We start from the raw sequence: 26,009 nt of genomic DNA, 5'->3' as shown, positions 1-26,009 counted from the left end.
CCAGGCGGCCTCGGTGAACGCCCGCTAACCTGCGGGGCATGACTGTAACCCTCGAAGTCGCCGAAGGTGTCGGTACGATCCGCCTCGACCGGCCGCCCATGAACGCGCTGGACGTCGCCACCCAGGACCGGATCCGGGAGCTGGCGCAGGAGGCCACCCGTCGCGAGGACGTCCGTGCCGTCGTCGTCTACGGCGGCGAGAAGGTCTTCGCGGCGGGCGCCGACATCAAGGAGATGCAGAACATGGACCACGCGGCGATGGTCCTGCGCGCCCGTGACCTCCAGGACTCCTTCACCGCCGTCGCCCGCATCCCCAAGCCGGTCGTCGCCGCCGTCACCGGCTACGCGCTGGGCGGTGGTTGCGAACTCGCCCTGTGCGCCGACTACCGGATCGCCGCCGACAACGCCAAGCTCGGGCAGCCCGAGATCCTGCTCGGGCTGATCCCGGGGGCCGGCGGCACTCAGCGGCTGCCCCGGCTGGTCGGCCCCTCCAGGGCCAAGGACCTGATCTTCACCGGCCGGATGGTCAAGGCCGACGAGGCGCTCGCCATCGGCCTGGTCGACCGGGTCGTACCCGCCGCCGACGTCTACGGCGAGGCGCACGCCTGGGCCGCCAGGCTCGCCCAGGGGCCCGCGATCGCGCTCCGGGCCGCCAAGGAGGCGATCGACACCGGCGTCGAGACCGACCTGGAGACCGGCCTCGCCGTCGAACGGAACTGGTTCGCGGGCCTGTTCGCGACCGAGGACCGGGAGCGCGGCATGCGGAGCTTCGTGGAGGAAGGGCCCGGCAAGGCCAAGTTCCTGTGATCTTCACCCTGTTGTGAATGGGCCGAAGCACTTGCAATTGACGTGATGTCTGATTCCGGGTCCCTCGATGGGGCGGTTTATGGGAGCCTTAAGGCACCCTTAATTCTGTCTTGTCGAGGGGGCCCGTCGCTTGCCCGGAGATGAGTCGTCGCCGCAGGTGGAGAGGGGTGTCAGGGCCCCCGAAATGCCATTGGCATATGCCGATCGACGGTCGGCGGGGCAGGCCTCCCCGGGGGCCTATTCCTCCGGAACGGCCCCGCGGTGTGCTCCGGACGGCCATGATGGGGGCATGGCGGGGCTGGAGGGCATCGAACAGCCGCGGGGACACAGCCGTGCGGCCGCGGCGCGGTGGTCGCCTGCGGTCGAGGACGAGCAGGCGCTCAAGGCGATCGAACTGTTCGGCAACCCGACGGAGGCGGAGGTTCCGCTGCCGTCCCGCCCCGAGTCCGCCGCGACCGCCCGCCGGCTGGCCCAGGTCGTCATCCTCCGCCAGTGGCGCCTCACCCCCAAGATGACGGAGGACGCGGTCTTACTCGTCTCCGAACTGGTGGGCAACGCGGTGCGACACACCGGCGCCCGGGTCTTCGGCCTGCGGATGCGCCGCCGCCCCGGCTGGATCCGGGTGGAGGTGCGCGATCCGTCGCGCGGACTGCCGTGCCTGATGCCGGTTCAGGAGCTGGACATCAGCGGCCGGGGCCTGTTCCTGGTCGACAAGCTGTCCGACAGATGGGGAGTCGACCTGCTCCCGCGGGGCAAGACGACGTGGTTCGAGATGCGGGTGGCCGACCGCTAGGCACGTCAATGGCCACTTTTCTTACCTTATCCCCCTTAAATAGGGCAAGTGACCCCCACCAACCGACGTGACGTCCTCCGAGCAGGCGCCGGCCTGGTCGCCGGAGGCGCCATGGCCACCGGTTGCGGCAACACCGGTACGGCCAGCGCAGCACCGCCCACCGACACCCCCGCCCCCACCTCCGCCCCGGCGTCCCCCGACCGTCTCCCCGCGCAAGTCACCCACGGCCCCCGCGACCGCGCGAACGTCGCGCTCACCTTCCACGGCCAGGGCGACCCCGCCCTCGCCACCCAGCTCCTCACCACCGCCGAGCAGCACGGCGCCCACCTGACCGTCCTGGCCGTCGGCAGCTGGCTCGACGCGTATCCCACCATCGCCCGCCGCATCCTCGACGGCGGCCACGACCTGGGAAACCACACGCAACGGCACATCTCCATCAACGCCATGGCGGAGGACGGCGCACGCAAGGAGATCACCGACTGCGCCGACCGCCTGCGACGGCTCACCGGCTCGATCGGCCGCTGGTTCCGCCCGTCCAGGGCGGCGACCGCCTCACCGCTGGTCGCCCGCCTCGCCGCCGCGGCCGGATACCCGCACGTGCTGTCGTACGACGTCGACTCGCTCGACTACACCAGCCCCGGCGCGCCGGCCATCACCCGCAAGGTGCTCGCGGAGGTCAGGGGCGGCTCCGTCGTGAGCATGCACCTCGGGTATCCCGACACGATCGCCGCCCTCCCCGTCGTACTCCAAGAACTCCACCGCCGTGGACTGCGCGCGGTCACCACCACGGAGCTGCTGAGCTGATGCGAACCAAGAAAGCCGCCCCTCTGCTGGCCGCGGGCGCCGCCCTCACCGCCCTCGCGCTGCTGTCCGCGTGCAGCGGCGACTCCGACCGTCCCGCGGCCGCCGGCAGCACCGCTCCGGCGCGGCCACAGGCCAGGCAGGAGGAACCGGCCGTCGACGGACTGCCGGGCATGCCCCCGGTCCTCGACCCCAAGGACATGTACGCGGCCGACCGGCCCGGCCTGCTCTCCCCGGTCGTCAAGGGCTTCCCGTCCCTGGTCTACGTCCCCAACACCAACTCCGACACGGTCTCGGTGATCGACCCGAAGACGTACCGGGTGATCCGGACCATCCCCGTCGGCCGGCAGCCGCAGCACGTGGTGCCGTCCTGGGACCTGAAGACCCTGTGGGTCAACAACGACCTCGGCAACAGCCTCACCCCCATCGATCCGAGAACCGGTGAGGCGGGCCGGCCGGTCGCCGTGCACGACCCGTACAACCTGTACTTCACCCCCGACGGCAAGTACGCGATCGTGATGGCCTCCAACGACCGCGAGCTGGTCTTCCGGGACGCGCACACCATGAAGACCGTCAAGGCCCTCCCGGTCAGCTGCTACGGCGTCAACCACGCCGACTTCTCCATCGACGGCAAGTACTTCATCGTCTCCTGCGAGTTCAGCGGCGAACTGCTCAAGGTGGACACGGCGCGGATGGAGGTGCTCCGGCAGGAGAAGCTGCCGTTCCACGGCGCGATGCCGCAGGACGTCAAGGCCTCTCCGGACGGCAAGCGGTTCTACATCGCCGACATGATGGCCGACGGGCTGTGGGTCCTGAACGGCGACACTTTCGCCAAACCCACCTTCCTGGCCACCGGCAAGGGCGCCCACGGGCTGTACGTCAGCCGGGACTCCCGCCGGATGTACATCTCCAACCGGGGCGAGGGCACCATCTCCGTCTTCGACTTCGCGCAGGACCGGCTGACCGACAAGTGGCGGCTGCCGGGCGGCGGCAGCCCGGACATGGGCGGGGTGTCGGCGGACGGCAAGGTGCTCTGGCTGTCCGGCCGGTACAACTCCGAGGTGTACGCCATCGACACCGGCACCGGCACCGAAATCGCCCGCATCCACGTCGGCAGCGGCCCGCACGGACTGGCCGTCTACCCGCAGCCGGGCCGCTACTCGCTCGGCCACACCGGGGTCTTCCGCTGACCGCGGGACAACAGGACACGCCGCTGGACGAGTGACGGTCCCCGAGGCGGCCCGGCCGGGCCGACATCGTGCTGCCATGTTCACCACTCGTCTGCGGCGGCGTGCCGCTGCCGCCGTCCTGTCCCTCGCCGCCGTCTTCGCGACCACGGCCGCCGTACCGTCGACGGCGACCGCGAGCGCCACCCCCGCCCGGGCCGCCGCGCCCGCCTGTCCCCAGTTCGAGGACAAGCTCAAGGCCGCCGCCGACCACGACGTCGACGTCGACCGGATCACCCCGGCCCCGGTCTGGCGCACCACCTGCGGCACCCTCTACCGCAGCGACAGCCGCTCGCCCGACAAGGTCTTCCCGGTCGGCTTCCTCCCCAAGGACGTCGCGACCGGCCAGTACGACATCGAGCAGTACGTCCTCGTCAACCAGCCCTCCCCGTACGTCTCGACGACCTACGACCACGACCTCTACAAGACCTGGTACAAGTCCGGCTGGAACTACTACATCGACGCCCCCGGCGGCGTCGACGTCAACAGGACCATCGGCGACACCCACCGCTGGGCCGACCAGGTCGAGGTGGCCTTCCCCGGCGGTGTCGCCCGGCAGTACATCATCGGCGTGTGCCCGGTCGACAAGGTCAGGAAGGTCGAGATCATGGACGACTGCCGGAGCAACCCGTACTACGAACCCTGGCACTGAGGCCGGGCAGCTCAGGTCCTGAGCAGCAGCGCCTCGGCGCCCACCGGAACGTAGCCGGCCGCCTGGAACGCCCGGACACTGCGGGCGTTCCCCGGGGCGACCTGCGCCCACAGCGGCTCCCCGGCGAGCTGCCGGGCGGCCGTCACCAGGGCGCGGCCCAGCCCCCGCCGCGCCCCCTCGGCCACCTCCACCGAGACCTCCAGGCGCCCCGCCACACCACGGCCCAGGACGACCACCCCGCCGTCCGCCGCCCAGGCCCGCACCTCGTCGCGGCGGTTCCGGGCGTAGGCGACCCGGGAGTGGCCGGCGCCGGTGACCTCGGTGAGCGGCAGGTCCGGGCGGCCGGGGAGCGGGGCGGCGACCAGCAGCGCGTCGATCGTCTCCTGCTCCCGTCCGGTGCGGTCCATCAGGGCGGTGAGGAACCGCGCGTTCAGGCTCGCGCACAGGGGATCGCAGGGGACCGCGCGCAGTGCCTCGTACACCCACCGCGGGTCCTCGTCCACGAACACCACCGAGTGCGCGGTGAAGGAGAGCACCCCCGCGTCCCGCGGGGACGGCTGCGGCACGACCGTGGTGCCGCCGTCGGCGGGCGGGAAGACGCCGTCCGCCGCCGCGTCGAGAATCTCCCGCAGAGCCCCTGCCACCGTGCTCCCCGCGTGCTCGGACCGTTAATCTGACCTGCGACAGTACGCCGGTACGGCACCGGTACGACAGCAGAGACACGGACACAGAGGGGCGGATCGGTGGCGGACATCGACGAAGCACGCCAGCAGTTCCAGCGGATCGACGCGGACGGTGACGGTTTCATCACCGCCGCCGAGTTCAAGTCCGCTCTGGCTCAGGGGGGTGACTGGAACGTCACCGACACGGTGGCCGAGGCCGTCATCAGGACCCGCGACCTCAACGGCGACAAGGTTCTGTCGTTCGACGAGTTCTGGGCCTACCTGAGCAAGTGAGGCGTGGGGAGGGGGCGCCCGGCGAACGGGTGAGGGTGCCCCCTGCCCGGAATGAACCGGGCGGACCCGGGGTTGATGCCGGACAGCAGATTCGTATGCGTGTGCATCGACGTAGGGAAGGTCCCTCATGAAGATCGGCATCATCGGCGCGGGCAACATCGGCGGCAACCTCACCCGGCGGCTCACCGCCCTCGGCCACGAGGTGTCCGTGGCGAACTCACGCGGTCCCGAGACGCTCACCGCACTCGTCGAGGAGACCGGGGCGAAGGCGGTACGGGCCGAGGAAGCGGCCCGGGGTGCGCAGGTCGTGGTCGTCACGGTCCCGCTGAAGGCGGTTCCCGACCTTCCCGCCGGCCTCCTGGACGGGGCGGCCGAAGGCGCAGCCGTGATCGACACCGGCAACTACTACCCGCAGCAGCGGGACGGCCGGATCGCCGAGATCGAGGACGACGGCCTGACCGAGAGCCGCTGGACCGAACGGCACCTCGGCCACCCGGTGATCAAGGCGTTCAACGGCACCTACGCCCAGGACATCCTCGACCGCCACCGCCCCGCCGGGGACCCCGACCGCCAGGCCCTGCCGGTCTCCGGCGACGACGAGCAGGCCAAGCGGACCGTCATCGCCCTGATCGACGAACTCGGCTTCGACACGGTCGACAACGGCGGCATCGACGACTCCTGGCGACAGCAGCCGGGCACCCCGGTCTACGGCCTGCGGGCGGGCGTCGAAGAGGTCCGCAAGGCCCTCTCCGAGGCGTCCAGGGAACGGCCGGCGGACTTCCGGGGCTGACGCGCTGCGTGCCGGGGACCGTCCGTCACGCGTCCCCGGCCCACTGCCTGAGCGCGTCCTTGGTCGCGAAGTTCGCGACGTTCTTGTCGTGCGGGTCGCTCGTGTACTGGTGGAACCGCCAGCCGGCCTTGATGCGGGGCCTGCCCGCCGTCACGTAGTCGGCGATCCACAGGCCGTCCCCCGCGTAGGAGGTCCTGTCGACGGTGAGCCAGTAGTTGCGGTTCGTGTAGAGGATCACCCGGTAACCGGGGCGCAGCGCCTTCACCTTGCGGATGAAGGCGTCCTTCTCGGCGTTGCTCGCGTGGGTGCCGTCGCCGGTGGTCTCCCAGTCGACGGCGAGGATGTCGCCCGCCTTCTCGGGGGCGTGCGCGAGGAAGTACTCGGCCTGCGCGGTGAGGTCGCCCGGCCAGAGGAAGTGGTAGAAGCCGACGACCAGTCCGGCGTCCCGGCCCCGCTTCGTCTGGGCGGCGAGTTTCGGATTGACGTACGAACGCCCCTCCGTCGCCTTCACGAAGACGAAGGAGAGGCCGTCCGTGTCGTACGCGGACGACTGGTACGCGCTCACATCGATGCCGTGCAGCATGGGGGGACTCCCTGGGTGCCGGTGGGGGGACAGGAGCTGGAATCTCATGCTCCGTATTCCCTGCCCAGGGGACCGCCGATCCTCATACTTACCGGCCGCTGGTGCAGTACGGCTCAGCGCAGACCCGCGAAGAGGTCGTCCTCGGGCAGGGGCGCGCCGGTGGTGTCGTGGACGCGGACGAACGTCTCCACGCCCATGAGCTCCGTGAACCTCTCCTTGCCCATGCGCAGGAAGAAGATGTTCTCCCCCTGACTGGCGTGCGCGGCCAGCGAGTCGAACTTCCGGCCGCCGAACCCGGTGGTGTCCACCCACGTGGTGATCTCCTCGTCGGGCAGCCCGATCTCGGGCATCGCCGGGTCCTCGGACGGGTCCGGCTCCGGCAGGTCCTCGCCGAACTCGCGCATCACCCGCCCGAACTCCTTCATCATCGAGCGCGGTGCCGTCGTCCAGTACACCTTCGACGCCACGTCGGTCAGCGCCAGCGCGGCCATCGTGATCCGGTGCGCCTGGATGTGGTCGGGGTGGCCGTAGAACCCGTTCTCGTCGTAGGTCACGACAACGTCCGGCCGGTGACGCAGCATCAGCTCGGCCAGCCGGGCGGCCGCCTCGTCCACGGGCGTGCTCCAGAACGATCCCGGCGCCGTGTTGGCGGGCCAGCCCATCATGCCGGAGTCGGCGTAGCCGAGGAGTTCGAGCCGGCCGATCCCCAGGACCTCGCAGCTCGCCTCGAGTTCGCGCCGGCGCAGCGCGGCGACGGCGGCCGGGTCGTGCCCGGGGTCGCCCGGCTTGACACCCCCCGGCCCGTCACCGCAGCCGCCGTCGGTACAGGTGACGAGCACCGTGCGGATGCCCTCCGCCGCATACCGCGCGAGCACACCCCCCGTGCTCGTGGCCTCGTCGTCCGGGTGGGCGTGCACTGCCATCAGCGTCAAGGGCCGCTCGGCCATGGAATCCATCCCCTGGGTCGGTCAACTGATCGACACCAGTCTGCGGCACACCGACGCCCGCACGGCCGCGGCCCCGGCACACCCACGGCGCTGGTCCGGGGCCCGTCCCGTCAGCACTCGATGATGTTCACCGCCAGGCCGCCCCGGGCCGTCTCCTTGTACTTGACGCTCATGTCGGCGCCCGTGTCCTTCATGGTCTTGATGACCTTGTCCAGGGACACCTTGTGGGAGCCGTCGCCGCGCATGGCCATGCGGGCCGCGGTGACCGCCTTGACCGCGGCCATGCCGTTGCGTTCGATGCAGGGGATCTGGACCAGGCCGCCGACCGGGTCGCAGGTGAGGCCGAGGTTGTGCTCCATGCCGATCTCGGCGGCGTTCTCGACCTGTTCCGGAGAGCCGCCGAGGACCTCGGCGAGGGCGCCGGCCGCCATCGAGCAGGCCGAGCCCACCTCGCCCTGGCAGCCGACCTCGGCGCCGGAGATGGACGCGTTCTCCTTGAAGAGCATGCCGATCGCGCCGGCGGCCAGGAGGAAGCGGACCACGCCGTCCTCGTCGGCGCCGGGCACGAAGTTGATGTAGTAGTGCAGGACCGCCGGGATGATGCCGGCCGCGCCGTTCGTGGGCGCGGTCACCACCCGGCCGCCGGCCGCGTTCTCCTCGTTCACGGCCATCGCGTAGAGCGTGATCCACTCCATCGCGTGGGCCAACGGGTCGCCCTCGGCGCGCAGTTGGCGGGCGGTCACGGCGGCCCGGCGCTTCACCCGCAGCCCGCCCGGCAGGATGCCCTCCCGGGACATCCCGCGCGAGACGCACGCCTGCATCACGCGCCAGATGTCCAGCAGCCCGTCGCGGATCTCGTCCTCCGTCCGCCAGGCCCGCTCGTTCTCCAGCATCAGCGCGGAGATCGACAGACCCGTCTCCTTCGTCAGGCGCAGCAGTTCGTCGCCCGTGCGGAAGGGGTACTTCAGGACGGTGTCGTCCAGCTTGATGCGGTCCGCGCCGACGGCCTCCTCGTCCACGACGAACCCGCCGCCGACCGAGTAGTAGGTCCGGGACAGCAGCTCCGCCCCGGAGGCGTCGTACGCCCAGAGCGTCATGCCGTTCGCGTGGTAGGGGAGCGCCTTGCGGCGGTGCAGCTTCAGGTCGTCGTCGAAGGAGAACGCGATCTCGTGCTCGCCCAGGAGCGACAGCCGCCCCGTGGTCCTGATCGTCTCCAGCCGGTCGTCCGCCGTCTCCACGTCCACCGTGCGCGGCGAGGCGCCCTCCAGACCGAGCAGCACCGCCTTCGGGGTGCCGTGGCCGTGGCCGGTGGCGCCGAGGGATCCGTACAGCTCGGCACGTATCCGCGCGACGGAGGGCAGCAGCTCCTCGTTGCGCAGGCGGCGCGCGAAGATCCGGGCCGCGCGCATCGGGCCGACGGTGTGGGAGCTCGACGGGCCGATGCCGATCGAGAACAGGTCGAAGACCGAGATGGCCACGGGAACTCCTTGGAAAAGGGCGGGGGCACACGCCGTCGGGCGCCCCCGCCGGGGAACTACTTGTTCAGACCGGGGTAGAGCGGGTGCTTCGCGGTCAGGGCCTCGACCCGGACCTTCAGCGCCTTCGCGTCGTAGGAAGGCTTCAGCGTCTCGGCGATCACGTCCGCGACCTCGGCGAAGTCCTCGGCCGTGAAGCCGCGGGTGGCCAGCGCCGGGGTGCCGATCCGCAGCCCCGAGGTGACCATCGGCGGGCGCGGGTCGTTCGGGACGGCGTTGCGGTTGACCGTGATGCCGACCTCGTGCAGCCGGTCCTCGGCCTGCTGTCCGTCCAGCTCGGACTCGCGCAGGTCGACGAGGATCAGGTGGACGTCCGTACCACCGGACAGGACGTTCACACCGGCCTCGCGGGCGTCGGCGGCCGTCAGCCGCTCCGCCAGGATGCGCGCTCCCTCCACCGTACGACGCTGGCGCTCCTTGAACTCCTCCGAGGCGGCGACCTTGAAGGAGACCGCCTTCGCCGCGATCACGTGCTCCAGGGGGCCGCCCTGGAAACCCGGGAAGACGGACGAGTTCAGCTTCTTCGCGAAGTCCTTCTTCGCCAGGATGATGCCGCCGCGCGGACCGCCCAGCGTCTTGTGGGTGGTGGAGGTGACCACGTCGGCGTACGGCACCGGGTTCTCGTGCAGCCCCGCCGCCACCAGGCCCGCGAAGTGCGCCATGTCGACCCACAGGAACGCCTCGACCTCGTCGGCGATCCGGCGGAACTCCGCGAAGTCCAGCTGGCGCGGGTACGCCGACCAGCCCGCGATGATCACCTTCGGCCGGTGCTCCTTGGCGAGCCGCTCGACCTCGGCCATGTCGACCAGACCGGAGTCGTCCACGTGGTAGGCGACCACGTCGAACTGCTTGCCGGAGAAGTTCAGGCGCATGCCGTGGGTCAGGTGGCCGCCGTGGGCGAGGTCCAGACCGAGGATGGTGTCCCCGGGCTGGGCCAGCGCGAACAGGGCCGCCTGGTTGGCGGAGGCGCCCGAGTGCGGCTGCACGTTGGCGTACTCGGCGCCGAACAGCTCCTTCACCCGGTCGATGGCGATCTGCTCGGTGACGTCGACGTGCTCGCAGCCGCCGTAGTAGCGGCGGCCCGGGTAGCCCTCGGCGTACTTGTTGGTGAGGACGGAACCCTGGGCCTCCATGACCGCGAGCGGAGCGAAGTTCTCCGAGGCGATCATCTCCAGGGTGGACTGCTGACGCACCAGCTCGGCGTCGACCGCGGCGGCGACCTCCGGGTCGAGCTCGTGCAGGGACGTGTTCAGGACGGACATCTGTTTCTACGACTCCTAAGCCGGTGTTCCTGCGGCCGTCGGCCGGCGGTGGGCGGGGGCGGGGCGGCCCTCAGCCGGCGGTGAAGGCGGTGTACTCGTCGGCGGAGAGCAGGTCGCCCGGCTCGTCCGCGAAGCGCACCTTGAACAGCCAGCCGCCCTCGAAGGGGGCCGAGTTCACCAGCGACGGGTCCTCCACGACGTCCTCGTTGACCTCGGTGACCTCGCCCGTGACCGGCGAGTACAGGTCGGACACCGACTTGGTCGACTCCAGCTCGCCGCAGGTGTCGCCCGCGGTCACCGTGTCGCCGACCGCCGGGAGCTGGACGAAGACGACGTCACCGAGCGCGTTGGCCGCGTGCTCCGTGATGCCGACCTTCGCCACGCCGTCCTCGGCGGCCGACAGCCACTCGTGCTCCTTGCTGTAACGCAGCTGCTGGGGGTTGCTCATGTCCTGAATTCTCCTGTACGCGGGGGAGTGCTGGTGAAGGGGGAACTACGGAAGGCGTGCGCGAGCGGCGACGATGTGCTCGGCGTCACCTGCGGTGGCTACTTCTGGCGCTTGTAGAACGGCAGCGGCACGACCTCGTACGGCTCGTGGCTGCCCCGGATGTCCACGCCGACCCCGGCCGTGCCGGGCGCCGAGTGCGCCGCGTCGACGTACGCCATGGCGATCGGCCTGCCCAGGGTGGGGGAGGGGGCGCCGGAGGTGACCTCGCCGATCACCTTGCCGGCGGCGACCACCGGGTAACCGGCGCGCGGCACCCGGCGGCCCTCGGCGACCAGGCCGACGAGCACGCGCGGCGGGTCCGACTCCGCGCGGGCCGCCGCCTCGCTGAGCGCCTCGCGCCCCACGAAGTCGCCCTCCTTGTCGAACTTGACCACCCGGCCGAGCCCGGCGTCGAAGGGGGTGAGCGAGGCGGTGAGCTCATGGCCGTAGAGCGGCATGCCCGCTTCGAGCCGCAGGGTGTCCCGGCAGGACAGGCCGCAGGGCACCAGACCCGCCGGCCTGCCCGCCTCGGTCAGGGCCTCCCACAGCCGCACCGCGTGCTCCGGCTTCACGAACAGCTCGAAGCCGTCCTCGCCGGTGTAGCCGGTGCGGGCGATCAGCGCCGGGACCCCGGCGACGGTGCCGGGCAGCCCGGCGTAGTACTTGAGGCCGTCCAGGTCGGCGTCGGTGAGGGACTTCAGGATCCCGGGCGACTCGGGTCCCTGGACGGCGATCAGGGCGTACGCGTCCCGGTCGTCGCGCACCTCGGCGTCGAAGCCGGCGGCACGCTCCCGCAGCGCGTCGAGGACCACCTGGGCGTTGGACGCGTTGGCGACCACCAGGTACTCGGTGTCGCCCGTGCGGTAGACGATCAGGTCGTCCAGGATGCCGCCGTCGGGCCGGCAGATCATGGTGTAGCGGGCGCGCCCCGGCCCGACGGAGGCGATGTTCCCGACCAGGGCGTGGTTGAGCAGGGCGGCCGCCTCGGACCCGGTCACGGTGATCTCGCCCATGTGGGAGAGGTCGAAGAGGCCGGCCGCGGTGCGCACCGCGACGTGCTCGTCGCGCTCGGAGCCGTAGCGCAGGGGCATGTCCCAGCCGGCGAAGTCGGTCATGGTCGCGCCGAGCGAGCGGTGCAGGGCGTCGAGCGCGGTGCGGCGGGGTGCGGCGGAATCGGTACTGCTCATCGGTCGGTCCTCTCCCAAGGGTCCCAAAGGCGTGACAGGCGAGGGCTGTCCTCCCCGCTGTCCTCCCCATCTGTCATCGGAACCTGAGAGGTTCGCCCTGACCCACGCGGGGGCACGGCTTGCACCTTGGGTGGAGCCACTGACACAGCGGCCCGCTTTTCAGATGTGCCTCGCCCGCGCGGTAACGGGGCCTGAGAGATTCAAGGGAGGGACTTGCTCCTTCGGCGCCCCGGGCACCGTGGTGCCGGGGACTCTCCCGCGCGGATTCAAGCGGCCGGTATGCAGTTGGCGCGGACATCATTGCACGCCGCCCGCGGCCGCGGCAGGCCGGACGGGCCGCGCCCCTTTGTGACGGGCCTGTGGCAGGAAGCGAACGGAACCGCGAGACACCGTGCATTACCTTCTCTTTACATTTTGTGGGGAAAACCTTTCCTGAACCCCCAGGGAGGACGGTCACGGTGACAAGGACCACGGCGTACGCGACGACGACGGGCATCGCCCTGCCCGGCCAGGCGACGGCCCCGGCCCGCGAGCGGTGCGGCGATCTCCCCGTCGCACCGGTCGTCCGCGACCTGCGCGACCGCGCCGGCCACAGCCCGCACGGCCTGCTCTTCGGCCCCCGTGACCTGGTCGTCGTCACCGGGTTGCCGGGCAGCGGGAAGTCCACGCTGATGCGGCGCACCGTCCAGGGCATCCGGATCGACTCCCAGGACACCCGCGACCGCTGGGACGCCCGGCTGGCCCGCGTCCTGCCGTACGCGGTCTACCGGCCGCTGGTCCGCCTCGCCCACTACGCCGCGCTGCGCCGCGCGCTGCGCACCGGCGAGGGCGTGGTGGTGCACGACTGCGGAACACAGGTCTGGGTGCGCGACTGGCTGGCCCGGGAGGCGCGCCGCCGCGGCGGGACCCTGCACCTGCTGCTGCTCGACGTCACGCCGGGCACGGCCCTGGACGGCCAGCGCGAGCGGGGCCGGGGTGTCTCGCGGTACGCCTTCCTGCGCCACCGCCGGGCGGCGGCCCGGCTCATCCGCTCCGTCGAGAAGGGCGAACTGCCCCCCGGCTGCGGAGCGGCACTCCTCCTCGACCGCGACGCGGCGGACGCACTGCGCCGCATAACCTTCACAACCTGACCCCGCGCCGACCACCCTTGCACCGCCCAGCACCCCCGGCACGCCCCCGCACCCGCCACCGCGCGTCACCCCCCACCCACACCCGCGACGCGAGCCCCACCCCCGCCCGCACCCGCGACGCGCGCGCCACCCGCCACGCGTGCCCCACCCCGCGTGCGGTCTCGCTCGTGCGGGCTGAGTGGGCTGGGAGTGTGCGGTCCGGTCGGCTGCTCGCTTTGTCGGTGTCACCCGCTAGCCTTTCCAGCCTCAGCAGTGGTTTCCAGCAGGCGGTAGGCAGATGGACTTCCCGGCGGACTTTCCCGCGGACTTCCCGGCACAGGCACACCCCCACCCGCACGGCGGTTGGCCCGGCAACGAACTGGAGGAGGTGCTGTCGGCCTCCCTCGGCGTGCCCGCGGCGGGGGCCCGGCTCATCGAGGTGCTGGGCCGCAGCTTCCTGTGGGTCCCGCTGCCCGAGGGCGGCGGCCCGCACAGCGGCTCCCTCGACCTGCCCACCACGGAGATCGCCGGCCAGGTGTACGTCCCGGTCTTCAGCTCCGAGGAACAGTTCCGCCTGGTGGTCGGCTCGCACCTGTCGTACACCATCGCCCCCGCCGTCGAGTTCGCCCGCGGCCTGCCCCCGCAGGTCGGCATCGCCGTGAACCCCGGGGGAGTGGTGGGCCTTCCGCTGCCGCCGGAGGGCGTCGCCGAGCTGTGCCGGGTCGGCCGCACCGAACTGGACGGCCCCGCCTCGGGCGGCCGGGTGCGCCTCTTCGAGCCGGACTGGCAGGACGACCCGATGGACTTCCTGGCGGCGGCCTCGGCGGAGTTCGCGGCGATCGGCGTGGTCGCCACGGCCCGCCGCTGCCTGGCCGCGATCGAGACGGCCGACCCGGTGATGTTCGTGGGCGTCGAACTCACCCAGTGGGAGGGTGACCTGCGCGCCCTGCCCCTGGAGGCCCTGGGCAAGGCGCTGGGACGGGTCCCGGTGCCCTGGCCGGTCAACCTGGTCCTGCTGGACGTGGCGGACGACCCGGTCGCCCACTGGATGCGGGACCACGTGCGCCCCTTCTACCAGTACGGCCACTGAGGCAGTACGGCCACCGAGGTCCTTTCCCCTGCGGCCGGACCCGTACCCGCGCACGGACCATCGGCCCCCACCCCCCGGGCGCTTAAGCTGTCCCCAAACGCGGGGCAAGCTCCACACGCGGGGCGACGAACGAAGGGGCGGTAACACGTGAGCGCCAGCGGCACCGCGGCGACCGGACAGGTCGAGCACATGCTGCGCCAGGTAACGCCCGGGCGCTACGACGCCTACGAGGCACTCCTCCGCGCCCTCGCCACACCCGCCTCCGGCCAGATCTGGATGCTGCTCTGGCACGGCCAGTCCGGTTCCCCCGACGCCCAGTACGGGAACATGGAGGTGGAGGGGCACGGCTACGCCCCCTGCGTGACCTCGGCCCAGGAACTGTCGGCCAGCGGCTGGAACCGCTCGTACGAGGTGGTCGACGGCCTCGACGTGGCCCGCACCCTGTACCCCGACCACTTCGGCCTCTGGCTCAACCCGCACGCCCCGGGCGGCGGGGTCGGCATCCCCTGGCTGGACCTGCGCCGCATCGCCACGGGCCTGGACCGGCAGCCGGCCGGTCCGCTGCGGCTGGCCGAACCGACCATCGAGATCCCGCAGTTCTACGCCCTGCTGTCGCAGAACGCCCACCGCACGCCCGCGGTCCGCTCGTTGCGCCGCGCCTGGGTGCAGCCCGCGCTCGGCGCACCGTACTTGGCGATCGGCCTCGACGTGTACGACACGTCGCCGCCGGCGGTGGACTCGGTGCGGGCGATGATGCAGCAGTCGATCGGCGCGGTCCCCGACGGCCTGCCGGTGTCCACCGTTGCCATGACCGACGAGTACGACCCGGTCGTACTCTGGATGAGAGCGGCGGCCCGCCCGTTCTACGACCGCGAGGCCCACGCGGCCCTCCCTCCGGCCCCGGCGGCCGGCTACGGCTACCCACCCGCGCCCGGCGGATACTGACGCTTCCACCGGCCGGTCGCGAAGTGCGCGGGACGGTGTGATTCAGGTCATGCCCTTCCGTCGAATGTGGTGATTTGGCCATCCGTGCGACGACTTGTCACCTCTGCCCCCGTCCGGCAGGCGTTACCCGGTGTTCGGATAACGAAACGTCTTGCTCGTATCACGGTTGCGCATCCATTCGCCGCCAACTCTGGCAACCAGTCGCCGGAGCGTTGAAGACTCGCGCTTCATGGGGTGTTCAACCCTGCCCAGGAGAGAGCGATCATGCCGCTACCAGCGGCAAGTGCAAGCCGGCTACAGCCGGTTGAGAGGGGTCCCTGCCAGATGACGGCACCATTGCACGAGCCGACCGCGGAAGCGGCCCCGAGTGCGGCCGAAGAAGCGGCGCTTGCCACCGCCGGTGAGAAGGCCGTGCAGGGGCGTTCCCTGGGCCGGATCGCCTGGGAGCGCCTGAAGCGGGACAAGCTCGCCCTGACGGGTGGCGTCGTCGTGCTCGTCCTCATCGTGATCGCCCTGCTGGCGCCGGTGATCACCCACCTGCTCGGGCAGGACCCGGACAACTTCAACGAGAGCCTGATCGACCCGCTGTTCGGCACCCCCAAGGGTTCGCTGGGCGGCGTCAGCGGCGACCACCTGCTGGGTGTGGAGCCCGTCAACGGCCGCGACATCCTCGCCCGCATCCTCTACGGCGCCCGCGTCTCGCTCCTGGTGGGCTTCCTGTCCGCCGTCGTCGCGGTCGTCCTCGGCACCGTGCTGGGCATCCTGGCGGGCTTCTTCGGCGGCTGGGTGGACTCGCTCATCAGCCGTGTCATGGACGGCCTCCTGGCCTTCCCCCAGCTGCTGTTCACCATCGCGCTGGTCTCGGTGATGCCGAACAACATGCTGGGCCTGTCCGGTTCCAACGTGCGTGTGTTCGTGATGATCCTGGTCATCGGCTTCTTCGGCTGGCCCTACATCGGACGCGTGGTGCGCGGCCAGACCCTCTCGATGCGTGAGCGCGAGTACGTCGAGGCCGCCAAGTCGCTGGGCGCCGGGCGCTTCTACATCCTGTTCAAGGAACTGCTGCCCAACCTGGTCGCGCCGATCATCGTCTACACGACGATGATGATCCCCACGAACATCCTCACCGAGGCGGCGCTCAGCTTCCTGGGTGTGGGCGTCAAGCCGCCCACGTCCTCCTGGGGACAGATGCTGTCGAGCGCGATCGACTACTACGACTCCGACCCCATGTACATGGTGGTCCCGGGTGTGGCGATCTTCATCACCGTCCTTGCCTTCAACCTGTTCGGCGACGGCGTGCGTGACGCGCTGGACCCGAAGGCTTCCCGCTGAACCGCCGTACCCCAAGCGTCCCGTGGCACCAACACGGGGTCTCTCATCTAATCCGGAGGATCCGAGATCGTGACTACCCAACGCACCTCAGGGCGGCGTAAGCAGGCGTTTGCCGCCGCTGCTGCGGTCGCCGCACTGCTGACCACGGCGGCGTGCGGCGGCGGAGGCAGCGACGACAACAACGGTTCGAAGTCCGGCGCCGCCGGCTTCGACGCCGCCAACAACAAGGTCGCCCAGGCCTCGCTGGTCAAGAAGGGTGGCACGCTGCGGTTCGGCGGTGCCCAGGACGCGGACTCGTGGGACACCACGCGCGGCTACTACGGCTTCATGTGGAACTTCGCCCGCTACTACAGCCGTCAGCTGATCACGGGCAAGACCGAGCCGGGCAAGGCGGGCGCCCAGCTCACCCCCGACCTCGCCACCGGTCTGGCCAAGGTCACGGACGGCGGCAAGACCTACACGTACACCCTGCGTGACGGCGTGACGTGGGAGGACGGCAAGCCGATCACGTCCAAGGACGTCAAGTACGGCATCGAGCGCGTCTGGGCGCAGGACGTGCTGTCCGGCGGCCCGACCTACCTGAAGGACTTCCTGGACCCGAAGGGCGAGTACAAGGGCCCGTACAAGGACACGTCCAAGGACAAGCTCGGCCTGAAGGCGATCTCCACCCCGGACGACAAGACGATCGTCTTCCACCTGCCGAAGGCCAACTCGGACTTCCAGGACGTGCTGGCGCTGGTCTCGGCCTCCCCGGTCCGCCAGGACCAGGACACCAAGTCCAAGTACGGCCTGCACCCGTTCTCCTCCGGCCCGTACAAGTTCCAGTCGTACAGCCCCGGCAAGAGCCTGACGCTGGTGCGCAACACCGCGTGGAAGCAGTCCTCGGACCCGGTCCGCAAGGCGTACCCCGACAAGATCACCGTCCAGTTCTTCTCGGACGCCAACCAGCTGGACCAGCGTCTGCTCAACGGTGACCTGGACCTGGACATCAACCAGACCGGCATGTCCCCGCAGGGCCGCACCACCGCCCTGAAGGAGCACAAGGCCAACCTGGACAACCCGGTCTCCGGCTACATCCGTTACGCGGTCTTCCCGCAGAGCGTGAAGCCGTTCGACAACATCGAGTGCCGCAAGGCCGTCATCCTGGGCGCCGACCACGTGTCGCTGCAGACCGCCCGTGGTGGCCCGATCGCCGGTGGCGACATCGGCACCAACATGCTCCCGCCGTCCGTCCCGGGCTCCGAGGGCCAGAAGTACGACCCGTACGGCATCTCCGGTGCCAACAAGAACGGCAACATCGCCGAGGCCAAGAAGGCCCTGCAGGCCTGCGGCAAGCCGAACGGCTTCTCCACCACCATCGCGGTCCGCAACAACAAGCCGGTCGAGGTGGCCACGGCCCAGTCGCTCCAGGCCTCGCTGAAGAAGATCGGCATCAACGCCCAGATCGACCAGTACGACGGTTCGCAGACCACCGGCATCATCGGCAGCCCCTCGAACGTCCAGAAGAAGGGCTACGGCATCATCATCATGGGCTGGGGCCCGGACTTCCCGACCGTCCAGGGCTTCGGTCTGCCGCTGTGGGACAGCAAGTACATCGTCCAGAGCGGTAACAACAACTACGCCCTGATCAAGGACAAGACCATCGACGGTCTGTTCGACCAGTACGTCACCACGCTGGACGAGGCCGGCAAGGCCAAGATCTCGACCGAGATCAACCACAAGGTCATGGAGGGCGCGTACTACCTGCCCTTCACCTTCGAGAAGTTCATCAACTGGCGCTCGGACAACCTGGCGAACGTCTACACGACGGACAACTACAGCGGTACGTACGACTTCGTCAACCTCGGCCTGAAGAACCCCAAGAAGTAAACCGGCACACCCGCCGTACGGCACGAAAGGCAGGTGAAGGCCGGCGCGGCGTGGTCGCGGGCCATCGGAAGACCTCCGGTGGCCCGCGGCCCCGCGGCGGGCCGTAAGCTGTGCTCGCTTACCTGATCAGGCGGCTGTTCGCCGCCGCAGTGATGCTGGTGGTCATCGTCATGGTGGTCTTCGGCATCTTCTTCCTCGTCCCCAAGTGGGCGGGCGTGGACATCGCCTCCAGCTTCGTGGGCAAGCAGGCCGACCCGGCCGCCGTCGAGGCCGTACGGCAGAAGCTGGGCCTGAGCGACCCGATCTACTCCCAGGTCTGGCAGTTCTTCAAGGGCATCTTCGTCGGCCGCACCTACTCGGGCGGCGGTGACGTGACGCACTGCGCCGCGCCCTGCTTCGGCTACTCCTTCCGCAGCGAGCAGGCCGTCTGGCCGGTGCTCACCGACCGCTTCCCGGTGACCCTGGGTCTCGCGCTCGGTGCCGCCGTGCTGTGGCTGGTCTTCGGTGTCGCGGCCGGTGTGCTCTCCGCGCTCAAGCGGGGCAGCATCTGGGACCGCGGCGCGATGGTCGTCGCCCTGGCGGGTGTCTCCCTCCCCATCTACTTCACCGGTCTGCTCAGCCTGGCGATCTTCGCCTTCGGCCTGAAGTGGATCGACGCGCAGTACGTGCCCCTCAGCCAGAGCGTCGGCGGCTGGTTCGGCGGCATGATCCTGCCCTGGATCACCCTCGCGTTCCTCTACGCGGCGATGTACGCCCGGATCACCCGCGCCACCATGCTGGAGATCCTCGGCGAGGACTACATCCGCACGGCACGCGCCAAGGGCCTCACGGAGCCGGTCGTCATCGGCAAGCACGCCATGCGCTCCACGATGACCCCCATCCTCACCATGCTCGGCATGGACCTCGGCGCCCTCATCGGCGGCGCCATCCTGACGGAGTCGACGTTCAACCTGCCCGGCCTCGGCCGCGCGGTGCTCGACGCCATCCGGAACCAGGACCTGCCCATCATCCTGGGCGTCACCCTGATCACTTCTCTCGCGGTGCTGATCGCCAACCTCGTGGTGGACATCCTGTACGCCGTGATCGACCCCCGAGTGAGGCTCTCATGACGGAACTGAGCAAGAGCGGAGCAGCCGTGGGCGAGCCCACGAGCGACTCTCCCGCACCGACCGCCTTCCTCGAAGTGCGCGACCTGAAGGTGCACTTCCCGACCGACGACGGTCTGGTCAAGTCCGTCGACGGGCTCTCCTTCAAGCTGGAGAAGGGCAAGACCCTCGGTATCGTGGGCGAGTCCGGTTCCGGCAAGTCGGTGACCTCGCTCGGCATCATGGGCCTGCACACCGCCGGGCAGTACGGCAAGCGCAAGGCGCAGATATCCGGCGAGATCTGGCTGGACGGCACCGAGCTGCTCGGCAGCGACCCGGACGAGGTGCGCAAGCTGCGCGGCCGCCAGATGTCCATGATCTTCCAGGACCCGCTGTCGGCGCTGCACCCGTACTACACGATCGGCCAGCAGATCGTGGAGGCGTACCGCATCCACCACGACGTCGACAAGAAGACCGCGAAGCGGCGCGCCGTCGAGATGCTCGACCGGGTGGGTATCCCCCAGCCGGACAAGCGGGTCGACAGCTACCCGCACGAGTTCTCCGGCGGTATGCGTCAGCGCGCGATGATCGCGATGTCGCTGGTCAACAACCCCGAACTGCTCATCGCGGACGAGCCGACGACCGCCCTGGACGTGACCGTCCAGGCGCAGATCCTCGACCTGATCCGGGACCTGCAGAAGGAGTTCGGCTCCGCGGTCATCGTCATCACCCACGACCTGGGCGTGGTCGCCGAACTCGCCGACGACATCCTCGTGATGTACGGCGGGCGGTGTGTGGAGCGCGGGCCGGCCGAGAAGGTGTTCTACGAGCCCCGCCACCCCTACACCTGGGGTCTGCTCGGCTCGATGCCGCGCCTCGACCGCGAGCAGCAGGACCGCCTGATCCCGGTCAAGGGCTCCCCGCCCTCCCTGATCAACATCCCGTCCGGCTGCGCCTTCAACCCGCGCTGCCCGTACGCGGACGTCCCCAAGGACAACGTCACCCGCACGGTCCGCCCGGAGCTGACCGAGGTCGGCAGCCGGCACTGGGCCGCCTGCCACATGACGCAGGAGCAGCGGGAGCGGATCTGGACCGAAGAGATTGCGCCGAAGCTGTGAGCGAGAAACCCACCAAGGACGCGGCCGTCACCATTCCCGCGCAGAGCGACGGCGCCGTCTCCACCCGGGGCGTGGCCCAGGGCGAGACCCTGCTCAAGGTGACCGGCCTCCAGAAGCACTTCCCGATCAAGAAGGGCCTGCTCCAGCGGCAGGTCGGCGCCGTGCACGCGGTCGACGGGCTCGACTTCGAGGTCAAGGCCGGTGAGACCCTCGGCGTCGTCGGCGAGTCCGGCTGCGGCAAGTCGACGATGGGCAGGCTGATCACCCGGCTGCTGGAGCCGACCGGCGGCACGGTCGAGTTCGAGGGCAAGGACATCACGCACCTCGGCGTCGGCGGCATGCGCCCGCTGCGCCGCGACGTGCAGATGATCTTCCAGGACCCGTACTCCTCGCTGAACCCGCGCCACACCATCGGCACGATCATCGGGGCGCCCTTCAAGCTCCAGGGCGTGACGCCGGAGGGCGGTGTCAAGAAGGAGGTGCAGCGGCTGCTGTCGGTGGTCGGTCTCAACCCCGAGCACTACAACCGCTACCCGCACGAGTTCTCCGGCGGTCAGCGCCAGCGCATCGGCATCGCCCGCGCGCTCGCCCTGAAGCCGAAGCTGGTCGTGGCCGACGAGCCGGTCTCCGCGCTCGACGTGTCGATCCAGGCGCAGGTCGTGAACCTCATGGACGACCTCCAGGAGGAGCTGGGCCTCACCTACGTCATCATCGCCCACGACCTCTCCGTGGTACGGCACGTCTCGGACCGCATCGCCGTGATGTACCTCGGCAAGATCGTCGAGCTGGCCGACCGGGACTCGCTGTACAAGGCGCCGATGCACCCGTACACCAAGGCCCTGATGTCGGCGGTGCCGATCCCGGACCCGAAGCGCCGTGGTCAGAAGAGCGAGCGCATCCTGCTCCAGGGCGATGTGCCCTCCCCGATCTCCCCGCCGTCCGGTTGCCGCTTCCACACGCGGTGCTGGAAGGCGACGGAGATCTGCAAGACGACCGAGCCGCGCCTCCTCGAACTGCGCACCGGCCAGCAGGTCGCCTGCCACCACCCGGAGAACTTCGCCGACCAGGCACCGCAGGACACGGTCCTGCTGACCGCGGCGAAGCAGGCCGCGGAACTGGTCGGCGAAGCGGCCCTGGAGGAGTCGGCGGAGACGTCGGCGGCGGTCGCCGCGGCGGCGGAGGAGATCACCGCGTCGGAGGAGACCACCAAGGCGCCCGAAACGGCTGCCGCGCAGCCGGAGCCCGCGGAAACGGAAAGCGAAGAAGGCGCGACCGTGCCCGAGGCCGCGACCGAATCCGCGGAATCGGAAACCCGCGACGAGAAGTGAGCGGAACATCCGCGTGAATGCCCCGGCAGCCCCTTTCGGGTTGCCGGGGCATTCGTGTGCCACCCGGATTACCGGGCAGGTTCAGGACTTCGTCTCCCAGTAGTGCCACCCGACCGAAGTGGCCGGCAGCTTCGCCGTGCCCGTCGCCAGGACCGTCGTCCTGCAGTTGGGGTTCGTGCGGTTCGACTGCCAGCCGACCTTGTAGCCGTTGGAGCCGTACTGCAGGTTGCCGTACTTGTGGGGGTTGATGTCGTGCGAGTACGTGTGACCGGTCGTGACCGCCACCGACTTGGTGATGGATCCGCTCACGGAGGCCTTGGCCGAGGCGAAGAGGTAGCTCGCGCTGACCTCCAGCGAGGTGGAGAGGCTGTAGGTGATGGTGCTGGACCTGGTCACCGAGGCCGAGATGGTGCCGCCGGGGCCGTCCTTGAAGTAGGCGCCCTTCGCGGGCAGCCGGTACGCCTTGTGCGACGTGATGAGGACGCCGTAGGTGATCGGGCACGACTTCGGCGTGACGGTGCCGGCGGCCGCCGGTGCCGCCCCCGCGACCACCGGCACCGTCGCGGCCATGACGAACGCGGCCAGCGTGGCTCTCTTGCGCATGGAATTCCCCCAGTGAATGGTGCGGCTTTCGCTGCCGCGAATGCCGTCAGCCGTGACCCTATGAACGTGACGGTGGACGGTCAACGGAGCCCGGAACGAGTTGAGCAAGAACTGAGGTTGCCGAGGTGATGGCCGAGAACAGGAGTCTGTCGCAGGTGACTCGTGACACGTCTCGGTAAAGCCATGTACATGTCGTGACGGGAGCGTGCAGAGTCGGCCCTGTCCGTCCACTGACCGGCACGCTCGAAAGGGACGACCCATGCGCCTCTCCCGTTCGGCACGGCTGGCGGCTGTCGCGACCGCGGCAGCCGCCTCCTTCGTCATCGCCGCCGCTCCCGCCCCCACCCCGGGCGCCGACGGCGTCGGCGACCCCTACTTCCCGCAGCTCGGCAACGGCGGGTTCGACGCCCGGCACTACGACCTCGACATCGCCTACGCCCCCGACACCGGCCGCCTGGACGGCCGTACGACGATCACCGCGCGCGCCACCCAGAACCTCTCCTCCTTCGACCTCGACCTCCAGAAGCTGGACGTCACCCGGATCGAGGTGAACGGCAGACGCGCCGAGTTCACGCGCAGCGGCGACGAGATCACCGTCACCCCCGGGAACTTCCTCGCCAGGGGCCGCACGTTCACCGTCTCCGTCACCTACGGCGGCATACCCCAGCCCCTCAACAGCCCCATCGTCTTCGGCTCCGACTACGGCTGGATGAAGACCCCCGACGGCGTCTTCGTCGCCTGCGAGCCCAACGCGGCCTCCACCTGGTTCCCGTCCAGCGACCACCCCTCCGACAAGGCCACCTACGACATCAGGGTCAAGGCGCCCAAGGGCCTGACCGCGGTCTCCAACGGCCGGCTCGTCTCGACCTACGACAAGGGCGCCTCCACGTACACCCACTGGCGCGAGTCGAAGCCCATGGCGACCTACCTCGCCACCGCCACCATCGGCAAGTTCGACGTACGGACCGGGAAGACCCCCTCCGGCATACCGATCTACGTGGCCATCGACCCCACCCTCGCCAACAGCAACAGCGTCGACGTGTACGCCGTCACGGCCGCCGCCACCGACTACTGGGCCTCGCTCTTCGGGCCGTACCCCTTCGAGGAGACCGGTGCGATCGTCGACAACATGCCGCAGGCGGGGTTCTCGCTGGAGGTGCAGAGCAAGCCGGCCTACTCGGCGGTGCGCAACGAGACGACGATCGTGCACGAACTGGCCCACCAGTGGTTCGGCGACTCGGTGAGCGTGGCGCAGTGGAAGGACACCTGGCTCAACGAGGGCTTCGCCACCTACGCCCAGTGGCTGTGGGCCGAGCACCAGGGCACCAGGTCGGCCCACGACTCGTTCCTCGCCGCCTACGACGCCCGGGCCGCCGACAACCCCTTCTGGGGGATCACCGTCGCCGACCCGCAGCGCGACACCATGTTCGCCTCGGCCGTCTACCAGCGCGGCGCCATGACCCTCCAGATGCTGCGCGAACGGATCGGCGACACGGCCTTCTTCAAGCTGCTCCCCGCCTGGACGAAGCTGCACCGCTACGGCAACGCCGACACCGCCGACTTCATCCGGCTCGCGGAGAAGGTCTCCGGGCAGCAGCTCGACGGCCTGTTCCACACCTGGCTCTTCACCCCTGGCAAACCGACCCTGTAGGCCTGGCTTTGTAAGGTGCGTGCACCCTGACGGTCCACAATGTCAGGGTGCAGCTCCAGCAACTCTTCTCCCCGTCCGTCCAGCACACCCTCGACGTCATCGGCATCTTCGTCTTCGCGATCTCCGGCGCGCTGCTGGCCGTCCGCAAGAACTTCGACGTCTTCGGCATCGCCGTGCTGGCCGAGGTCACCGCGCTGGGCGGCGGGATCTTCCGGGACGTGATCATCGGCGCGGTGCCCCCGGCCGCCTTCACGGACCTCGGGTACTTCATGACCCCCCTCATCGCGGCCCTGGTGGTGTTCTTCCTCCACCCGCACGTCGAACGGATCCAGTCGGCGGTGCTGGTGTTCGACGCGGCCGGTCTCGGCCTGTTCGCCGTCAGCGGCACGACGAAGGCGTACTCCTACGGCCTCAACCTCACCGCGTCGGCCGCCCTGGGGCTCGCCACCGCGGTCGGCGGCGGCGTGCTCAGGGACGTGCTCGCCAACGAGGTTCCCTCGCTGCTGCGCTGGGACCGCGACCTGTACGCGGTCCCGGCGATCGTCGGGGCGACGACCGTGGTGCTGTGCATCCACTACGACGCGCTGACCCCGTACACCAGCGGGCTCGCGGTGGTCACCGCTTTCGTACTGCGCCTGCTCGCGATGCGGTACCACTGGCGAGCGCCGCGCGCGTGGAACCGGCGCTCGACGGTTCGAGAGGAGTAGTGGAGCGGCCCTTGACGTGGCTCTGGCCCATGTTGACCGTGAGCCACTCGAACACGGTCGCCACCTGGGGCCGCCACAGCGCCATGTTGTGGCCGCCGTCGCTGCGCGGCAGGAACACCACGTGCACGGTGGTCGGCGCCTTCGCGATCTGTTCGAGCGCCACCCCGGCCTGGTAGCCGTCACCGGACTCGCCGGACAGGTAGAGCGCGACCGGGGGCGGGCTGGCCGCCTTCCGCAGCAGCAGGTAGGGGTTGTTCTGCGCGCGCAGGGTGGGGTTCTGCGCGGCGAGTGAGTTGCGCTCGCCGATGGGGTCGTTGTACCCGGACAGGCTGACCGCGGCCCGGTAGCGGTCGGGGTGCGCGACCGCCAGCTTGACCGCGCAGTGCGCCCCGGCCGAGTAGCCCGCGGTGGCCCAGTTCGCCGGGGCGGGGGCGGCCCGGAAGTTGTCGGTGACCATCTTCGGGACGTCGATGCTGAGCCAGGTGTCGGCGTTGACCGTGCCCGGGATGTTGGCGCACCCGGTGTCCACCCCGGCCAGCAGGTTGGTGCGCGGGGCGACCAGGATGAAGGGCGCGACCCTGCCGCTCCGCATCAGCGGCTCAAGCTGCTGGGTCACCTTCATCGAGCCGAACCACGCCTTGGCCGAGCCGGGGTAGCCCGGCAGCAGCTCCACCACCGGGAACCTGTGGTTCTTGTACCTGGGCTCGTTGTACTGGGGCGGCAGCCACACGTAGACCTCGGCGTTCACCCCCGAGATCCGGCCCTTGAGCTGGGTGACCTGCACCCCGCGCATGCCCGGTCCGCTGGCCGCGGCGAAGGTCTGCTTCACCTTGGGCAGCGTCTTCAGCGCTATTCCGCCGGTCCCGTCCTGGCCGAGGTTGGCGGCCTGCTGGACGTGGTTGCCGGTGCCGAGGAGGTCGGCCCAGTTGTCGTACAGGTTGTTCTGGTTGTTGACCAGTACGAAGATCAGCGTCACCGCCGTGGCCTGAGCGAACAGCAGCATCAGGACCCGGGCTGCGGCACGCACGATCCTGGGCCCCCGCATCCGCGACCACAGGGCGAGCGGCAGTATGAGAGCGACCACGGTCAGGACGATGGTCGTGTAGAGGAACGGAGTCCCGGTGAGGCTCATGTCCCCATAGAGGGG

The 26,009-nt window shown here is 70.0% G+C and carries 26 protein-coding genes and 1 riboswitch; of the genes, 17 read left to right on the top strand and 9 right to left on the bottom strand.

Annotation, left to right across the window (positions count from 1 at the left end):
- Window positions 1-38 precede the first annotated feature (38 nt).
- The 5 genes from AB0G52_RS15460 (at window position 39) to AB0G52_RS15440 (ending at window position 4,278) form a co-directional block, all read left to right on the top strand.
- On the top strand, window positions 39-806 hold the full coding sequence (locus AB0G52_RS15460) for an enoyl-CoA hydratase-related protein (RefSeq protein WP_132889687.1): 768 nt from the start codon (window positions 39-41) through the stop codon (window positions 804-806).
- Between the two features lie 289 nt (window positions 807-1,095).
- Entirely contained in the window at window positions 1,096-1,599 is a 504-nt protein-coding gene (locus tag AB0G52_RS15455; RefSeq protein ID WP_165939398.1) for an ATP-binding protein, read from the top strand.
- Window positions 1,600-1,647: 48 nt separating this feature from the next.
- Entirely contained in the window at window positions 1,648-2,403 is a 756-nt protein-coding gene (locus tag AB0G52_RS15450; RefSeq protein WP_361336791.1) for a polysaccharide deacetylase family protein, read from the top strand.
- On the top strand, window positions 2,403-3,590 hold the full coding sequence (locus AB0G52_RS15445; protein ID WP_132889689.1) for a YncE family protein: 1,188 nt from the start codon (window positions 2,403-2,405) through the stop codon (window positions 3,588-3,590). The genes AB0G52_RS15450 and AB0G52_RS15445 overlap by 1 nt, the downstream gene beginning before the upstream one ends.
- 76 nt (window positions 3,591-3,666) lie before the next feature.
- On the top strand, window positions 3,667-4,278 hold the full coding sequence (locus AB0G52_RS15440) for an ADP-ribosyltransferase (RefSeq protein ID WP_132889690.1): 612 nt from the start codon (window positions 3,667-3,669) through the stop codon (window positions 4,276-4,278).
- Window positions 4,279-4,289: 11 nt separating this feature from the next.
- On the opposite strand, the gene AB0G52_RS15435 is transcribed toward AB0G52_RS15440, so the two are convergent.
- Window positions 4,290-4,922 carry a GNAT family N-acetyltransferase gene (locus tag AB0G52_RS15435; protein ID WP_132889691.1) on the bottom strand — a complete coding sequence of 211 codons (633 nt, stop codon included), beginning with the start codon at window positions 4,920-4,922 and terminating at the stop codon, window positions 4,290-4,292.
- Window positions 4,923-5,021: 99 nt separating this feature from the next.
- On the opposite strand from AB0G52_RS15435, the gene AB0G52_RS15430 reads away from it, so the two are divergent.
- Together AB0G52_RS15430 and AB0G52_RS15425 are read left to right on the top strand one after the other, a co-directional pair.
- On the top strand, window positions 5,022-5,234 hold the full coding sequence (locus tag AB0G52_RS15430; protein ID WP_132889692.1) for an EF-hand domain-containing protein: 213 nt from the start codon (window positions 5,022-5,024) through the stop codon (window positions 5,232-5,234).
- Between the two features lie 127 nt (window positions 5,235-5,361).
- Window positions 5,362-6,024, top strand: coding sequence for an NAD(P)-binding domain-containing protein (locus AB0G52_RS15425; protein WP_132889693.1), 663 nt, complete (start codon window positions 5,362-5,364; stop codon window positions 6,022-6,024).
- Window positions 6,025-6,049: 25 nt separating this feature from the next.
- Here AB0G52_RS15425 and AB0G52_RS15420 read toward each other — a convergent pair whose 3' ends face one another.
- From AB0G52_RS15420 to gcvT, 6 genes are all read right to left on the bottom strand, one after another.
- Window positions 6,050-6,607, bottom strand: coding sequence for a glycoside hydrolase family 25 protein (locus tag AB0G52_RS15420; RefSeq protein WP_361336788.1), 558 nt, complete (start codon window positions 6,605-6,607; stop codon window positions 6,050-6,052).
- Window positions 6,608-6,720: 113 nt separating this feature from the next.
- Complete coding sequence (locus tag AB0G52_RS15415) at window positions 6,721-7,554, bottom strand: PIG-L family deacetylase (protein ID WP_361336786.1); 834 nt, start codon at window positions 7,552-7,554, stop codon at window positions 6,721-6,723.
- Window positions 7,555-7,664: 110 nt separating this feature from the next.
- Window positions 7,665-9,032 (bottom strand): L-serine ammonia-lyase, encoded by a 1,368-nt coding sequence (locus tag AB0G52_RS15410; protein ID WP_361336784.1) that lies wholly within the window; start codon window positions 9,030-9,032, stop codon window positions 7,665-7,667.
- Between the two features lie 56 nt (window positions 9,033-9,088).
- Window positions 9,089-10,351, bottom strand: a complete 1,263-nt coding sequence (gene glyA / locus AB0G52_RS15405; protein ID WP_132889697.1) for a serine hydroxymethyltransferase — start codon at window positions 10,349-10,351, stop codon at window positions 9,089-9,091.
- A 70-nt stretch (window positions 10,352-10,421) separates the two neighbouring features.
- On the bottom strand, window positions 10,422-10,799 hold the full coding sequence (gcvH, locus tag AB0G52_RS15400; protein ID WP_132889698.1) for a glycine cleavage system protein GcvH: 378 nt from the start codon (window positions 10,797-10,799) through the stop codon (window positions 10,422-10,424).
- Window positions 10,800-10,897: 98 nt separating this feature from the next.
- On the bottom strand, window positions 10,898-12,025 hold the full coding sequence (gene gcvT, locus AB0G52_RS15395; protein WP_132889699.1) for a glycine cleavage system aminomethyltransferase GcvT: 1,128 nt from the start codon (window positions 12,023-12,025) through the stop codon (window positions 10,898-10,900).
- 169 nt (window positions 12,026-12,194) lie between these two features.
- A riboswitch (glycine riboswitch) is annotated at window positions 12,195-12,294 on the bottom strand.
- 189 nt (window positions 12,295-12,483) lie between these two features.
- On the opposite strand from gcvT, the gene AB0G52_RS15390 reads away from it, so the two are divergent.
- The 8 genes from AB0G52_RS15390 to AB0G52_RS15355 all read left to right on the top strand — a co-directional run bounded on the left by AB0G52_RS15390 (window position 12,484) and on the right by AB0G52_RS15355 (window position 21,901).
- A complete protein-coding gene (locus AB0G52_RS15390) occupies window positions 12,484-13,155 on the top strand; it encodes an AAA family ATPase (protein ID WP_361336781.1) in 672 nt (223 codons plus the stop codon).
- 277 nt (window positions 13,156-13,432) lie between these two features.
- Window positions 13,433-14,224, top strand: a complete 792-nt coding sequence (locus tag AB0G52_RS15385) for an enhanced serine sensitivity protein SseB (protein ID WP_132889701.1) — start codon at window positions 13,433-13,435, stop codon at window positions 14,222-14,224.
- A gap of 147 nt (window positions 14,225-14,371) precedes the next feature.
- On the top strand, window positions 14,372-15,169 hold the full coding sequence (locus tag AB0G52_RS15380) for an enhanced serine sensitivity protein SseB C-terminal domain-containing protein (RefSeq protein WP_132889702.1): 798 nt from the start codon (window positions 14,372-14,374) through the stop codon (window positions 15,167-15,169).
- A gap of 324 nt (window positions 15,170-15,493) precedes the next feature.
- A complete protein-coding gene (locus AB0G52_RS15375) occupies window positions 15,494-16,501 on the top strand; it encodes an ABC transporter permease (RefSeq protein ID WP_132889703.1) in 1,008 nt (335 codons plus the stop codon).
- Between the two features lie 69 nt (window positions 16,502-16,570).
- Window positions 16,571-18,370 carry an ABC transporter substrate-binding protein gene (locus AB0G52_RS15370; protein WP_132889704.1) on the top strand — a complete coding sequence of 600 codons (1,800 nt, stop codon included), beginning with the start codon at window positions 16,571-16,573 and terminating at the stop codon, window positions 18,368-18,370.
- Window positions 18,371-18,480: 110 nt separating this feature from the next.
- The gene (locus tag AB0G52_RS15365; protein ID WP_132889705.1) at window positions 18,481-19,479 is read left to right on the top strand and encodes an ABC transporter permease; all 999 of its coding nucleotides are present in this window, start codon (window positions 18,481-18,483) and stop codon (window positions 19,477-19,479) included.
- Window positions 19,476-20,573 carry an ABC transporter ATP-binding protein gene (locus AB0G52_RS15360; protein WP_132889706.1) on the top strand — a complete coding sequence of 366 codons (1,098 nt, stop codon included), beginning with the start codon at window positions 19,476-19,478 and terminating at the stop codon, window positions 20,571-20,573. The genes AB0G52_RS15365 and AB0G52_RS15360 overlap by 4 nt, the downstream gene beginning before the upstream one ends.
- Window positions 20,570-21,901: a dipeptide ABC transporter ATP-binding protein gene (locus AB0G52_RS15355; protein ID WP_361336777.1), complete on the top strand. Its 1,332-nt coding sequence runs from the start codon at window positions 20,570-20,572 to the stop codon at window positions 21,899-21,901. The genes AB0G52_RS15360 and AB0G52_RS15355 overlap by 4 nt, the downstream gene beginning before the upstream one ends.
- 81 nt (window positions 21,902-21,982) lie before the next feature.
- Here the strand turns inward: AB0G52_RS15355 and AB0G52_RS15350 are convergent, their stop codons facing one another.
- Entirely contained in the window at window positions 21,983-22,504 is a 522-nt protein-coding gene (locus AB0G52_RS15350) for a hypothetical protein (RefSeq protein WP_132889708.1), read from the bottom strand.
- A gap of 259 nt (window positions 22,505-22,763) precedes the next feature.
- Here AB0G52_RS15350 and AB0G52_RS15345 point away from each other — a divergent pair, with 259 nt between their 5' ends.
- Together AB0G52_RS15345 and AB0G52_RS15340 are read left to right on the top strand one after the other, a co-directional pair.
- Window positions 22,764-24,155 carry a M1 family metallopeptidase gene (locus tag AB0G52_RS15345; protein WP_361336775.1) on the top strand — a complete coding sequence of 464 codons (1,392 nt, stop codon included), beginning with the start codon at window positions 22,764-22,766 and terminating at the stop codon, window positions 24,153-24,155.
- 47 nt (window positions 24,156-24,202) lie between these two features.
- Entirely contained in the window at window positions 24,203-24,862 is a 660-nt protein-coding gene (locus AB0G52_RS15340) for a trimeric intracellular cation channel family protein (RefSeq protein WP_132889710.1), read from the top strand.
- On the opposite strand, the gene AB0G52_RS15335 is transcribed toward AB0G52_RS15340, so the two are convergent.
- Complete coding sequence (locus AB0G52_RS15335; RefSeq protein ID WP_361336773.1) at window positions 24,771-25,994, bottom strand: alpha/beta hydrolase-fold protein; 1,224 nt, start codon at window positions 25,992-25,994, stop codon at window positions 24,771-24,773. The two genes, AB0G52_RS15340 and AB0G52_RS15335, sit on opposite strands and share 92 nt — an antisense overlap.
- Window positions 25,995-26,009: the final 15 nt, after the last annotated feature.

The sequence above is a fragment of the Streptomyces sp. NPDC021562 genome, assembly GCF_040640875.1.
In the GTDB taxonomy this organism is placed as follows: domain Bacteria; phylum Actinomycetota; class Actinomycetes; order Streptomycetales; family Streptomycetaceae; genus Streptomyces.
Note: the sequence above shows the minus strand (reverse complement) of the source record. Positions and strands in the feature narration are given on the sequence as shown.